Below are 13,124 nucleotides of genomic sequence, written 5' to 3'. Positions count from 1 at the left end.
ATATCTGCCCCCTCTTGCGCCTGCACGCGGAATAAACGAATGTTTTATTCAGCATATAGGGGATTGATGAAATGTCTGACCAAATGCGCTTTGACGACCGCGACCGCAAGATACTGGAGCTGTTGCAGCGCGACTGCCGCATCTCGAACGCCGATCTGGCAGAGCGGGCCGGCATGTCCGCCTCCGCCTGCTGGCGGCGGGTGAAAGCGTTCGAGGACGCCGGCGTGATCGAACGCTACCGCGCGGATGTGTCCCCGACCAAGGCGGGCAACAGCTTTCAGGCGCTGGTGCAGGTGCAGCTTGCGCGTCACAATCAGGAAAAGCTGGCCGAGTTCATCAAAGCCATCGCGCACCGCGCCGAGGTGCTGGAATGCTATGCCACCACCGGACAGGCCGACTACCAAATGCGCGTCCTCTGCCGCGACATCGCCGCCTATAATCGCTTTCTCGAAGACTTCCTGTTCCGCCTCCCCGCCGTCGAAAGCGCGCAAACCAACGTGGTCCTGCGCGAGATCAAACGGAATACGAGCATTCCGATGTAGCCCCCAAACGAAGAAAGGGTGCCCGATGGGGCACCCTGAGTTTCGCCTGACCTTGCTCATCGTTCACCGCTCGTTTGTTTTATGCCTGCGGCAAGGCCAGCGTCAGGGGCAAGCGCACCTGCCCCATGTAGAAAGCCCCGACCGCAAGGCCGGGGCGTTTGTCTTAGCTGCAGCCGGACGTTCCGCCGCAGGTGTTGCACTTCATGCAGGTGCCGTTGCGGACCAGCGTGTAGTTGCCGCATTCCCCGCAGGCTTCGCCCTCGTAGCCCTGCATCTTTGCCTTGGTACGGGCGTCCATGCTGACCGCGCCGCTGGACACCGCTGTGGTCGACCCCATGCTTGCCGCGACCGAGGCTTGGCCTGCCTGCGGCATCACACGGTCAAGCGTCTGCGTGTCGCCCTGCCCCTGCCCGCCTTGCAGTAGCACCAGATCCTGCGGCAGACGGTTGCGCAGATACCCGGTGGAGCTGATCTGCTTGAGCACCTCGAGCGAGCGGTTGGCGGCGGTTTCGGAGATTTCCGCCACATTGGCAACGCTTTCCTGATCGCCGCGGCCGAGGCTGTCAAAGCTGGCCCCTTCGGGTTGCACATGTGCCAGATCGGTACGGTCCAGATAGGACACGGCGAGCTCGCGGAACACATAGTCAAGGATCGACGTCGCGTTCTTGATGCTGTCGTTGCCCTGCACCATGCCAGCGGGTTCGAACTTGGTGAAGGTGAAGGCGTCGACGAATTCCTCCAGCGGGACGCCGTATTGCAGACCCACGGACACGGCGATGGCAAAATTGTTCATCATCGCACGGAAGCCCGCGCCTTCCTTGTGCATGTCGATAAAGATCTCGCCCAAGGAGCCGTCTTCGTATTCACCGGTGCGCAGATAGACCTTATGCCCGCCTACATTGGCCTTTTGGGTATAGCCCTTGCGGCGCTGAGGCATCTTTTCGCGGTGCGATTTGATGATTTCTTTGACGATGACCTTCTCGACGATCTTTTCAGCCAGCACGGTGGCTTTCTCGTGGGTGGTGCCGCTTTCCAGCGTTTCGGCGGCCTCGTCATCATCCTCGACCAGCGCAGAAGCCAGAGGCTGCGACAGTTTTGATCCGTCGCGGTACAGCGCGTTGGCTTTGACGCCAAGTGACCACGACAGCTCGTATGCGTTCTGGCAATCCTCGATGGTGGCGTCATTTGGCATGTTGATCGTCTTAGAGATCGCGCCGGAGATGAAGCTTTGCGCCGCCGCCATCATATAGATGTGGCTGTTGACGGACAGGTAGCGTTTGCCCTTCTTGCCGCAGGGGTTGGCGCAGTCGAAGATGCCGTAGTGTTCGGGCTTGAGGTGCGGCGCGCCTTCCAGCGTCATCGTACCGCAAACATGGTCGTTGGCCGCTTCGATATCTTTCTTGGAAAAGCCTAGGGATTTCAGCAGGTCAAACGTCGGGTCGTTCAGCTTTTCGGCAGGGATGCCAAGGACTTGCGTGCAGAACTCCTCGCCCAATGTCCATTGATTGAAGACAAAGCGGATGTCGAAAGCCTGTGCCAGCGCCGCGTCGATCTTGGCCAGCTCGTTGGGGCCAAAACCGTGGCCGACCAGCGTGGTGTGGTTGATCGCAGGCGCGTTGCCGATGGTGCCGTGACCGACGGCATAGCCGACAATCTCTTCGATCTGGGCGGAGCCGTAGCCAAGCTTTTCAAGCGCTGCGGGTACCGACTGGTTGATGATCTTGAAATAGCCACCGCCCGCGAGCTTCTTGAATTTCACCAGCGCAAAGTCAGGCTCGATCCCGGTGGTGTCGCAATCCATCACCAGACCGATGGTGCCCGTCGGCGCAATCACAGAGGTTTGCGCGTTGCGGTACCCGTGCTTTTCGCCAAGACGCAGGGCTTCGTCCCAGGTCGCGGTGGCGATGTCGATCAGGTTGGCTTGCGGGCAGTTTGCGTGATCCAGTGGCACGGGCTTGACCGATAGCGCCTCGTAGCCGTCGGTCTTGCCGTGGGCCGCATTGCGGTGATTGCGGATGACGCGAAGCATATGCTCGGCGTTCTTGGCGTGACCGGGGAAGGCCCCCAGCTCGCCCGCCATCTCGGCGGAGGTGGCATAGGAAACGCCTGTCATGATCGCGGTCAGCGCCCCGCAAAGGGCACGGCCTTCGTCGCTGTCGTAGCTAAAGCCCATGTTCATCAGCAGACCGCCGATGTTGGCATAGCCCAGACCCAGCGTGCGGAAATCATAGGACCGCTGCGCGATTTCCTTGGACGGGAACTGCGCCATCATCACCGAGATTTCGAGCGTAACGGTCCACAGACGCGAGGCGTGCATATAGTCTTCGACCATGAACTCCCCGTCTTGCAGGAAGGTCAGCAGGTTCATCGACGCAAGGTTACAGGCCGTGTCGTCGAGGAACATGTATTCGGAGCACGGGTTCGACCCGCGGATCGCGCCGTCTTCGGGGCATGTGTGCCAGTCGTTTACCGTGTCGTGATACTGGATACCGGGATCGGCGCAGGCCCATGCGGCGTGGCCGACTTGCTCCCACAGGTCACGGGCGCGGATGGTTTTTGACACGCGCCCGGTGGTGCGGTCCAGCAGTTCCCAATCGGCGTCTTTTTCGACGGCGTGCAGGAAAGCGTTGGTCACCCGGATCGAGTTGTTGGAGTTCTGGCCCGAGACCGAGGAATAGGCTTCGGAATCCCAGTCGGTGTCATAGGTCGGGAATTCGATCGAGGTATGACCCTGCTTGGCATAATCCAGCACGCGCTTGACGTATGTCTCTGGGATCGCGCATTTTTTCGCGCTGCGGATCGCGGCCTTCAGCTGGTCGTTCTTGGCAGGGTCATAGGCGTCGGCCTCTGCGCCGTCCCATGCTTTGATCGCGGCAAACAGCTTGTTCAGCTCGCGTTCATGCATCTTCGACCCAGCGACGATGCTCGCCACCTTTTGCTCTTCGATGACCTTCCAGTTGATGAAATCCTCGATATCGGGGTGGTCCGCATCAACGATAACCATCTTGGCCGCGCGCCGTGTGGTGCCACCCGATTTGATCGCGCCTGCCGCACGGTCACCGATTTTCAGAAAACCCATTAGGCCAGAGGATTTCCCCCCGCCCGACAGTTTCTCGCCCGCCGCCCGCAGGCTCGAGAAGTTGGTGCCGGTGCCGGACCCGTATTTGAACAGACGCGCCTCGCGGACCCACAGGTCCATAATGCCGCCGTCCCCTACCAGATCGTCAGCGACAGACTGGATGAAACAAGCGTGGGGCTGCGGATGCTCGTAAGAGGATGTCGACCGCGTCAGCTTGCCGGATTTATAATCGACATAGTAATGCCCCTGCGCGGGACCATCGATGCCGTAGGCCCAATGCAAACCGGTGTTGAACCATTGCGGGCTGTTGGGTGCGCCGCGCTGGCTGGCCAGGATGTGGCGCATCTCGTCATAATAGGCTTGGGCGTCTTCTTCGGTGGTGAAATAGCCACCTTTCCAACCCCAATAGGCCCAAGCGCCTGCCAGACGGTCGAACACTTGCTTCGACGACGTCTCGCCGCCCATGGTCGCGTCATCGGTCGGCACCGAGCGCCAGAGGAATTCTGGCACGCCCTTTTCCTTGACCTTCTTGGTCTCGGACGGGACGCCTGCCTTGCGGAAATATTTCTGGGCGATCACATCAGAGGCGACCTGGCTCCAGCTGGAGGGCACTTCGACGTTATCGAGGCGAAAGACCACCGACCCGTCAGGATTGCGGATTTCGGAGGCTGTGCTCACAAAGTCCAGTTCTGCGTAGGCATCCTGACCGGATCGCGTGAATTTTCTCTCGATTTTCATAAGTGCTGCCCCAAATTTTCAAACTCTCAACCAGCGGCATGATCGGGCCGCCAAACCTATCGCCGGTGTGCATCGTCCCCCGCACCCGCATCAGGTTGGTCTTGGATCAAGCCGTTTAACCGGCGCAAATGTGCGAAACCCAATTTCACCCGATCAGCAGGCCACCCCGATCAATCACCAGATGTAGTGGCCCGCCCGTCGATTTACACAAACTGGCGTATGCAGCCCTATTGGGTCAACGGCTTTATTATCGAAATAAGGGAAGTTGCGTCTTGACCGGATCGGCATTTTTTGAAGCTTCGGTCGGCGCGGTGATTCAGCGAAATGATATGCACAGACAGCGGATCTCGAGGGTGATTTTCCACACCGCGGATAAAGTTAATAAACGCTAAGGTTTAGCGCGGCTGGCTCATGTATCGCTTGAGTTATCCACAAAATCCCCGACAGCGGGCTGGGGATAAACATGGCGGAACTGTGGATGATAAAAATTTATGCAGCCACCAGATATAGGTTCGCAAACCCGGCTATCTCACCAGATTTAGAGCGTGCTTCTGTGGCAAAAAAGAACGACTGCACACAAATACAGCGTTCTGATCTGCATAAAGCAGATCAGGAACACTATATGTGGTGGTTCTTAAAGTGGTCGGGGCGAGAAGATTCGAACTTCCGACCCCCTGTACCCAAAACAGGTGCGCTACCAGGCTGCGCCACGCCCCGACTGCGGCCTACTTAGCCCCAAGCAATCGGATTGAAAAGCCCTAAGTTCACAGAAAATGATAGTTTCTGACGAACTAACAGGGCCATGCCGGATTGCGCCCTGCAAACGCGGGATGGCGCAGCTCTGTCCCCGGTGTGATGCCCATCCGCGCGCTTAATCCGCCGTTGATTTCCAACACCGCCAGCAGCGCATCACTGCCCCCCTCAAGCGGAGATTCGTCGAGCGGAACCGCATTATGGTGGATGTGCTGCACCACACCGTGGGAATCGATGAACAATAGGTCGAGGGGAATCAATGTGTTGCGCATCCAAAAGCTGAGAGGCTGCGGTTCTTCATAGATAAAGAGCATACCCGCGCTGCCTGCCAGTGAGGTGCGGTGCATCAATCCTTGGGCACGTTCACCGGCATCATCGGCAATCTCGACGCTAAAGCGCGCCTGCCCCCAGTCGCCGCGCAGCGTCACGCTGGTGTCGCTGCATTTGGCAGCGGCCGCCCCTGCCATCGCCAGAGTGGCAAAGGCCAAAAGACCCGCGCGGATCAGCTTTGCGCGGTGCCAGATGAATCGAGTCGTACCGTTTCCCATGCATGTACCTCTGCCGCCATCTGGCCGCGTTCCCCGTTAATGACCCGCAGCGCCAATGCCTCGCCCGGTTGCAAATCCGACAGGCCCGACTGCCGCAACACTTCTATATGTAGAAAGATGTCATCGCTTTTGCCAAACACATTCGCGAAACCAAAGCCCTTGGATTTGTCGAACCATTTGACCCGCGCGGGTTCCAGCGGTGCGGCGGCCACCAGCGCGGGGTCAATGCCCACAATATCCGACAACGCCATCGCCTGAGCGGCAGCGGGCGGGTGTACCGCATGGACCTGGGTCGCCTGCACCCCGCGTTCGGTCTTTTGCACCGTCAGATCAATGCGCGCACCGTCCGCGACAGAGCTTTGACCGTAATTACGTAACACATTGACGTGCAACAGGATATCAGGCCCGCCAGCGTCTGAGACAACGAAACCGAACCCCTTCGCGGGGTCAAACCATTTCACCACGCCGGAAATGGCAGAGCTATTGCTGGATACTTCTGACACAAATGTCCTTTGGTCTTCTCTAGGTCAGGCAACAGCGTGCCCGCGTACAAAATATCAGCGGCAAAAGCCGCCTTATGGGTTCAATCTCGTTACGCTCCAATCACCGTTTTGTTCGGCACGTCGCCAGACAAAACGGTCATGCAATCTATACTCTCCGTCGGCCCAGAACTCGATTTCGACCGGGGTGATCCGGTAGCCCCCCCAAAAAGGTGGACGGTCTGGGTTTGGCCCCTTTTTGGCGGTGACTTTTGCCACTTCGGCGACCAATGACGCACGGCTGGCTAAAGGGGACGATTGGTCAGAGGCCCAGGCCCCCAACCGGCTTTTGAGCGAACGCGACTTGTAATATGCGTCCGCCTGCGGGCCTTCTTCTTTGGAAACCACGCCGCGCACCCGTATCTGGCGGCGCAGGGATTTCCAATGCATCACGAAAGCAGCCTTGCCCGCGTGATCCAGTTCTTGCGCCTTGGCGCTGGTGTAGTTTGTGTAAAAGACGAATGCCGCGTCTTCGATTTCTTTTAGCAACACCATGCGCGCATTGGGCAAACCGTCGGCATCCACGGTCGATAGCGCGATGGCATTTGGGTCGTTGACCTCTGTCTGCGTTGCCTCATCCAGCCAGCGGCGCGCAATCACAAAGGGATCGTCACCGGCAAAAATGCCTTTGCGCACTTCCATGATCATGATCCCCTTCCTTGCGCATCGACGCAATCTTGCGACAATGCCTTACATCAAATGACATACTAGAACAACTAAACACACTGTCGCGCCTAAAAACCGCCAGGGCGGTCTATCTCGGCGTCCTCTCAAGTGCCGCGATCACCGTGCAGCCTTGATGCCAAACTATCAATAGCATAAACCGGATAAAAGTTCAGTGACATAGTCGAAGGAAGTACAATGGCAAATGACCTGATGGCAGGCAAACGTGGGCTTATCATGGGCCTCGCCAATGACAAGTCGATTGCCTGGGGCATCGCACGCACCCTCGCGGATGCCGGTGCAGAGCTGGCATTCTCGTATCAAGGCGACGCGCTGAAAAAGCGGGTCGATCCGCTGGCGGCGCAACTGGGTAGCGATCTGGTCCTGCCCTGCGATGTCGGGTCGGAAGAGTCGATTGACGCGCTGTTTACCGCTTTGGGCGAACGTTGGGACGGGATCGACTTTATCGTCCACGCGATCGGGTTCTCTGACAAAAACGAATTGCGCGGGCGTTATGTCGACACCAGCCGCGCCAATTTTGCGATGTCGATGGATATCTCTGTCTACTCCTTCACCGCTGTGATGCAGCGCGCGGAAAAGATGATGAAGTCCGGCGGCAGCGCGGTCACGCTCACATATTATGGTGCCGAAAAAGTGATGCCGCATTATAATGTGATGGGCGTCGCCAAGGCCGCTCTGGAAGCATCGGTCAAATATCTGGCCGAGGATCTGGGCAAGGACGGCATCCGCGTCAACGCGATCAGCGCCGGCCCGATCAAGACATTGGCCGCATCCGGCATCGGCGACTTCCGCTATATCATGAAGTGGAACGAGTATAACTCGCCCCTGCGTCGCAACGTGACCATCGACGACGTGGGTAAATCCGCGCTGTTCCTGCTTAGCGATCTTGGCTCGGGCACGACGGGCGAGAATCTGCATGTGGATGCGGGCTATCACGTGGTGGGCATGAAAGCCGTCGACGCCCCAGACATGGCAAAGGAATAACGACATGAGCAAGGATGCCTCGCGCCTGCCCCATGAAAAAGGGTTTCACATCAGCTGGGACCAGATCCACCGTGACAGCCGTGCGCTGGCGTGGCGTCTGGACGGCATGGGCCCCGATGACGGCGGCTGGCGTGCTGTGGTTGCGATCACCCGTGGCGGGATGGCCCCCGCGATGATCGCCGCCCGCGAGCTGGATATCCGCACCGTCGACACGATTTCGATCAAGTCATATGATCATCAGGATCAATCGGACGCGGTCGTGCTCAAGGCCCCCGATGCTGAGCTGATGGGCGACGGCACCGGTATCCTGATCATCGACGATCTGGTGGATTCCGGTAAAACCCTTGAAGTCGTGCGCCAGCTTTACCCCAATGCGCATCTGGCCACCGTCTATGCCAAGCCCAAGGGCCGCCCGCAGGTGGATACCTTCATTACCGAAGTCAGCCAGGATACGTGGATTTTCTTCCCCTGGGATATGGCGCTGCAATATGTAGAGCCCTACCGCGGCAAAGACTAAACGGCACCCCCGCAGATACCTGCCTTCGGCGAGGATTTAGGACCATTTGGAAGCAGCGGCCCCGCGCCGTGTCAGACTTTGCGCTGGTCCGCTCGCCGAAGCGCCCCCTCCCTCGCCCAGTCAGGAGCATTGACCATGACCCCGCGTACCGCCGCGACTTTCTCTCCTCCGGTGATGGAGGCGCGCCGCTGGTTGACGGGCGTCCATTTTGACGCCGACCGCCCCCTGATCAACGTGAGCCAAGCCGCCCCTGTCGATCCGCCACCGCAGGCCATGCGGCAGGCCATGGCTGATGTCGCGCTGAACAACGATGATGCGCATCTTTATGGGCCGGTGCTGGGTCTGCCCGAATTGCGCGACGAGCTGGCCGCGCAGGTCAGCGCCCATTACGCCGGCGCGGTAGAGCCCGCGCAAGCGGCGATTACATCGGGCTGCAACCAGGCCTTTGCCGCTGCGATTGCCACGCTCTGTGCCGAGGGGGACGAGGTGATCCTGCCGGTGCCGTGGTACTTTAACCACAAGATGTGGCTGGACATGTCGGGTGTCGCCGCCGTGCCGCTGCCGGTGGGCGATACGCTCTTGCCCGACCCGGAACAGGCTGCCGCCCTGATCACCGACCGCACCCGTGCCATCGCCTTGGTCACGCCCAACAACCCCGGCGGCGTTGAATACCCCGAAGAGCTGGTGCAGGCGTTTTTCGATCTGGCCCGTGCGCGCGGTATCGCCCTGATCCTGGACGAGACCTATCGCGACTTTGACAGTCGTTCCGGCCCGCCGCACCGTCTGTTTCTGGACCCCGACTGGCACGATACGTTGATCCATTTATATTCTTTTTCAAAGGCCTACCGTCTGACTGGTCACCGAGTGGGCGCGATTATCGCCTCCCAGACGCGTCTTGCCGAGGTTGAGAAGTTCCTGGATACCGTCGCCATTTGTCCCGGCCAGATCGGCCAACATGCCGCCCTTTGGGGGATGCAGAACCTTGACACATGGCTGGCCGGCGAGCGGCGCGAGATCCTGGCGCGGCGACAGGCGATTGCCGACAGAATGCATCGTTTGGACGCGAAAGGCTGGAAACTCTTGGGGCTTGGCGGCTATTTCGCCTATCTCTCGCATCCCTTTGACGAAAGCTCTGCCACATTGGCCCCACGGCTGGTGCGCGAGGCGGCCGTGCTGACCCTGCCCGGCACCATGTTCCATCCGGCAGAGGATATCACCGGCGGGCGACATCTGCGCCTCGCTTTTGCCAATCTGGATGTCGCAGGCATCAAGGTGCTGTTTGACCGTCTGACACAGGTCTAACGCGGCTCTTGCCCCCCTGCCGCGCACCGCATAGACAGGGCAAAACGTGCGTTTAAGGGATGACACCATGAAAGCCAAAGGCAACAGCTTTACGAAAACCGCAGTATGGGGGCTGATGGGTCTTTTGATCCTGGGTCTGGGCGGTTTTGGCGCGGTCAATCTGAACGGTAGCGCACGCACCGTCGGCGAAGTGGGCGACAAGTCAATCTCGGTCGACGATTACGCCCGCGAGCTGCAGCAGCAGATCCGCGCCATCGAAAGCCAGTCCGGCGAACAGCTTAGCTTTCAAGAAGCCCAAGCCATCGGGCTGGACCGTGCCGTGCTGCAACGTCTGGTCCGTTTGCGCGCGCTCGACAATGAGGCCGACGAGATGGGCCTGTCCATCGGCGACGCGAACCTGCGTGAACGCGTTGTGGAAATCCCGTCGTTTCAAGGCGTTGACGGGAATTTTGACCGCGAGGGCTATCGCTTTGCCCTACAGCAGGCCGGTCTGAACGAGAATGAATTCGAACAGTCCCTGCGCGAGGAAGCGGGCCGCACCCTATTGCAGGAAGCGATCACCGGCGGTGTTGCGATGCCCGACGCCTATGCTGACACGCTTGTCTCCTATGTGGGCGAGCAGCGCAGCTTTACCTGGGCCAAACTGACGCAAGATGATCTGGATGCGCCCCTGCCCGACGCCACCGATGCGCAGCTGCAGGCCTATTACGACGAGAACGCCGATCAGTTCATTCTGCCCGCCAGCAAGACCATCAGCTATATCACCATGGGCCCGCAGGATCTGCTGGACGAAGTAGAGCTGACCGACGAAGAGCTGCAGGCCGCCTATGACGACCGCGCGGATGAATACATCCAGCCCGAACGCCGCCTGGTCGAACGTCTGGTCTTCCGCGATCAGGAGGCCGCCGATCAGGCCGCCGCCGCGCTCGAGGTGGATGGCAATACATTTGAGGGGCTGGTCGCGGACCGTGGGCTGTCCCTGTCGGATGTGGATCTTGGCGATCTGAGCCAGCAACAGTTGGGTGCCGCAGGGGACGCCGTGTTTGCTGCCGAAGTGGGTGATATTGTCGGCCCGCTGCCCAGCAACCTCGGGCCTGCATTGTTCCGTGTGAACGGTGTGCTGCCGTCGCTGAATACCACCTTCGAAGAAGCCCGCCCGACGCTCGTGCAAGACCTTGCCGCGGACCGCGCGGCCCGTCTGGTAGAGGTCCGCGCCCAGGATCTGGACGACCAATTGGCCGGTGGTGCCACGCTGGAACAGATCGCAGAGGAAAGCAAAATGACCCTCAGCACCATCGAATGGACGCAGGACAGCAGCGAAAGCATCGCCGCCTATGCCGGTTTCCGCGAGGCCGCGACACGTCTGACCGAAGGCGACTTCCCCCAGATCCAGCAGCTGGATGACGGCAGCGTTTTCGCCATGCGTCTTGATGGCACCAAAGAGGAACGCCCCAACCCGTTTGACGCCGCCCGTGCAGACGTGGCCAAGGCGTGGCAGAACGAACAATTGATCACCGCCCTGCGTGCCAAGGCCGAGACCCTGCAGGCCGAGCTTGCCGATGGCGCTGATTTTGCCGAGCTGGGGCTGGAGCCCAAGACCGGGACCGACCAGACCCGCGACGCCGTGGTCAGCGCCGCGCCGCAGGGGTTCATCGCCGCTGTGTTTGACGCAGCCCCCGGCGAGGTCGAACTGCTGGAAGGTGCCGATGAGGTCGCGCTTGTCCGTCTTGATAGCATCAAGGACGCGGGCGAGAATGACCGGATGACCCAGGTCAAAACCCAGATCGCCACCCAGCTGGATGACCAGCTGTCGCAAGCGCTTTTCGCCGCTTTCTCTGACGACGTGATCCGCCGCACGGCACCGCGTGTCGATCAGCAGGCGATCAACGCCGTCCACGTGAACTTCCCCTAAGTTAGGTCTCCCATGTCGTTGACACCCGATTATGACAGCTTTGCCGCAGGCTATGCGGCGGGCAAGAACCAGATCGTTTACACCCGTCTGGCTGCCGATCTGGACACGCCTGTTTCGCTGATGCTCAAGCTCACCGGTGCGGCACAGAACGCCTTTGTGCTGGAATCTGTGACCGGCGGCGAGGTCCGCGGGCGCTATTCGATTATCGGGATGAAGCCCGATCTGATCTGGCGCTGTCAGGGCACCACGTCGGCCATCAACCGTTCGGCACGCTATGACGTAGATGCTTTCGAAGATGTTGCGGGCGATCCGCTGGATACATTGCGTGCGGTGATCGCGGAGTCGAAGATCGACCTGCCTGATGACCTGCCGCAAGCCGCCGCCGGGCTGTTCGGCTATCTGGGGTATGACATGATCCGGCTGGTGGAGCATCTGCCGAATGTGAACCCCGATCCCATGGGGCTGCCCGATGCGATGATGGTGCGCCCGTCGGTGATTGCCGTGCTTGACGGGGTCAAGGGCGAGGTCACGATCGTATCGCCAGCTTGGGTGTCTGACGGGCAATCGGCCAAGGCCGCTTATGCCCAAGCCGCCGAACGCGTGATGGATGCGGTGCGTGATCTGGAACGGTCGATGCCCGGCACCAGCCGTGATCTGGGTGACGCCCACGAAGAATCCGCCCCCGTCAGCAATTTCACCCGCGAAGGCTATAAATCCGCCGTTGAAAAAGCGCGGGAATACATCGTGGCGGGCGACATCTTTCAGGTGGTGCCGTCGCAACGGTGGGCGCAGGGCTTCTCGCAGCCGCCCTTTGCGCTGTATCGCAGTTTGCGCCGGACCAACCCGTCGCCCTTCATGTTCTATTTCAACTTCGGTGATTTCCACGTCGTCGGGGCCTCGCCCGAGATCCTTGTGCGCGTTTTCGGCAACGAGATCACGATCCGCCCCGTTGCAGGTACCCGTCGTCGCGGGGCCACGCCGGAAGAAGACCGCGCGCTGGAGGCTGATCTGCTGGCCGACCAGAAAGAGCTGGCTGAACATCTGATGCTGCTTGATCTGGGCCGCAATGACGTGGGCCGGGTCGCCAAGATCGGCACCGTGCGCCCGACCGAGGAATTCATCGTCGAACGCTACAGCCACGTGATGCACATCGTGTCCAATGTCGTGGGCGAGCTGCGCGAAGACCGCGATGCGCTGGATGCCTTCTTTGCGGGGATGCCCGCGGGCACCGTATCAGGCGCGCCCAAAGTCCGCGCGATGGAAATTATCGACGAGCTGGAGCCCGAGAAACGCGGGCTCTACGGCGGCGGTGTTGGCTACTTTAGCGCAGGCGGCGACATGGACATGTGCATCGCGCTGCGCACGGCCGTCATCAAGGACAAGACCCTGTATATTCAGGCCGGTGGCGGTGTCGTCTATGACAGCGACGCAGAGGCAGAATATATGGAAACGGTGCATAAATCCGACGCGATCCGCCGTGCGGCGGCCGATGCAGCACGCTTCGCAGGTCAAGGGAACAGCTGAGG

The 13,124-nt window shown here is 60.0% G+C and carries 10 protein-coding genes and 1 tRNA gene; 6 read left to right on the top strand and 5 right to left on the bottom strand.

Annotated elements, in window-relative coordinates:
- Positions 1-71 precede the first annotated feature (71 nt).
- A complete protein-coding gene (locus IV89_RS07885) occupies positions 72-542 on the top strand; it encodes an Lrp/AsnC family transcriptional regulator (RefSeq protein WP_005853822.1) in 471 nt (156 codons plus the stop codon).
- Positions 543-705: 163 nt separating this feature from the next.
- Here the strand turns inward: IV89_RS07885 and IV89_RS07880 are convergent, their stop codons facing one another.
- From IV89_RS07880 to pdxH, 5 genes are all read right to left on the bottom strand, one after another.
- Positions 706-4,359 carry a vitamin B12-dependent ribonucleotide reductase gene (locus IV89_RS07880; protein ID WP_037944414.1) on the bottom strand — a complete coding sequence of 1,218 codons (3,654 nt, stop codon included), beginning with the start codon at positions 4,357-4,359 and terminating at the stop codon, positions 706-708.
- 640 nt (positions 4,360-4,999) lie between these two features.
- Positions 5,000-5,076 (bottom strand) — tRNA-Pro (locus IV89_RS07875).
- 74 nt (positions 5,077-5,150) lie between these two features.
- Positions 5,151-5,579, bottom strand: a complete 429-nt coding sequence (locus IV89_RS07870) for a DUF192 domain-containing protein (protein WP_037945041.1) — start codon at positions 5,577-5,579, stop codon at positions 5,151-5,153.
- 35 nt (positions 5,580-5,614) lie between these two features.
- The gene (locus tag IV89_RS07865; RefSeq protein ID WP_174226609.1) at positions 5,615-6,163 is read right to left on the bottom strand and encodes a cold shock protein; all 549 of its coding nucleotides are present in this window, start codon (positions 6,161-6,163) and stop codon (positions 5,615-5,617) included.
- A gap of 72 nt (positions 6,164-6,235) precedes the next feature.
- Positions 6,236-6,841 carry a pyridoxamine 5'-phosphate oxidase gene (gene pdxH / locus IV89_RS07860; protein WP_037945043.1) on the bottom strand — a complete coding sequence of 202 codons (606 nt, stop codon included), beginning with the start codon at positions 6,839-6,841 and terminating at the stop codon, positions 6,236-6,238.
- 219 nt (positions 6,842-7,060) lie between these two features.
- Here pdxH and fabI point away from each other — a divergent pair, with 219 nt between their 5' ends.
- The 5 genes from fabI to trpE all read left to right on the top strand — a co-directional run bounded on the left by fabI (position 7,061) and on the right by trpE (position 13,122).
- Positions 7,061-7,867, top strand: coding sequence for an enoyl-ACP reductase FabI (gene fabI / locus IV89_RS07855; RefSeq protein ID WP_005853827.1), 807 nt, complete (start codon positions 7,061-7,063; stop codon positions 7,865-7,867).
- A 4-nt stretch (positions 7,868-7,871) separates the two neighbouring features.
- On the top strand, positions 7,872-8,384 hold the full coding sequence (gpt, locus tag IV89_RS07850; RefSeq protein ID WP_005853828.1) for a xanthine phosphoribosyltransferase: 513 nt from the start codon (positions 7,872-7,874) through the stop codon (positions 8,382-8,384).
- Positions 8,385-8,519: 135 nt separating this feature from the next.
- Positions 8,520-9,686, top strand: a complete 1,167-nt coding sequence (locus IV89_RS07845) for an aminotransferase (RefSeq protein WP_081858792.1) — start codon at positions 8,520-8,522, stop codon at positions 9,684-9,686.
- Positions 9,687-9,753: 67 nt separating this feature from the next.
- On the top strand, positions 9,754-11,598 hold the full coding sequence (locus tag IV89_RS07840; protein WP_037944415.1) for a peptidyl-prolyl cis-trans isomerase: 1,845 nt from the start codon (positions 9,754-9,756) through the stop codon (positions 11,596-11,598).
- A gap of 12 nt (positions 11,599-11,610) precedes the next feature.
- Complete coding sequence (gene trpE / locus IV89_RS07835; RefSeq protein ID WP_037944416.1) at positions 11,611-13,122, top strand: anthranilate synthase component I; 1,512 nt, start codon at positions 11,611-11,613, stop codon at positions 13,120-13,122.
- Positions 13,123-13,124: the final 2 nt, after the last annotated feature.

This window comes from Sulfitobacter sp. CB2047 (genome assembly GCF_000735125.2).
GTDB classification, from domain to species: domain Bacteria; phylum Pseudomonadota; class Alphaproteobacteria; order Rhodobacterales; family Rhodobacteraceae; genus Sulfitobacter; species Sulfitobacter pontiacus.
Note: the sequence above shows the minus strand (reverse complement) of the source record. Positions and strands in the feature narration are given on the sequence as shown.

Coding starts and splice junctions, on each gene's coding strand:
- IV89_RS07885 (WP_005853822.1), top strand. CDS start 72: ATGTCTGACCAAATGCGCTTTGACGACCGCGACCGCAAGATACTGGAG.
- IV89_RS07845 (WP_081858792.1), top strand. CDS start 8,520: ATGACCCCGCGTACCGCCGCGACTTTCTCTCCTCCGGTGATGGAGGCG.
- pdxH (WP_037945043.1), bottom strand. CDS start 6,841: ATGGAAGTGCGCAAAGGCATTTTTGCCGGTGACGATCCCTTTGTGATT.
- IV89_RS07880 (WP_037944414.1), bottom strand. CDS start 4,359: ATGAAAATCGAGAGAAAATTCACGCGATCCGGTCAGGATGCCTACGCA.
- trpE (WP_037944416.1), top strand. CDS start 11,611: ATGTCGTTGACACCCGATTATGACAGCTTTGCCGCAGGCTATGCGGCG.
- IV89_RS07840 (WP_037944415.1), top strand. CDS start 9,754: ATGAAAGCCAAAGGCAACAGCTTTACGAAAACCGCAGTATGGGGGCTG.
- fabI (WP_005853827.1), top strand. CDS start 7,061: ATGGCAAATGACCTGATGGCAGGCAAACGTGGGCTTATCATGGGCCTC.
- gpt (WP_005853828.1), top strand. CDS start 7,872: ATGAGCAAGGATGCCTCGCGCCTGCCCCATGAAAAAGGGTTTCACATC.
- IV89_RS07870 (WP_037945041.1), bottom strand. CDS start 5,579: ATGGCAGGGGCGGCCGCTGCCAAATGCAGCGACACCAGCGTGACGCTG.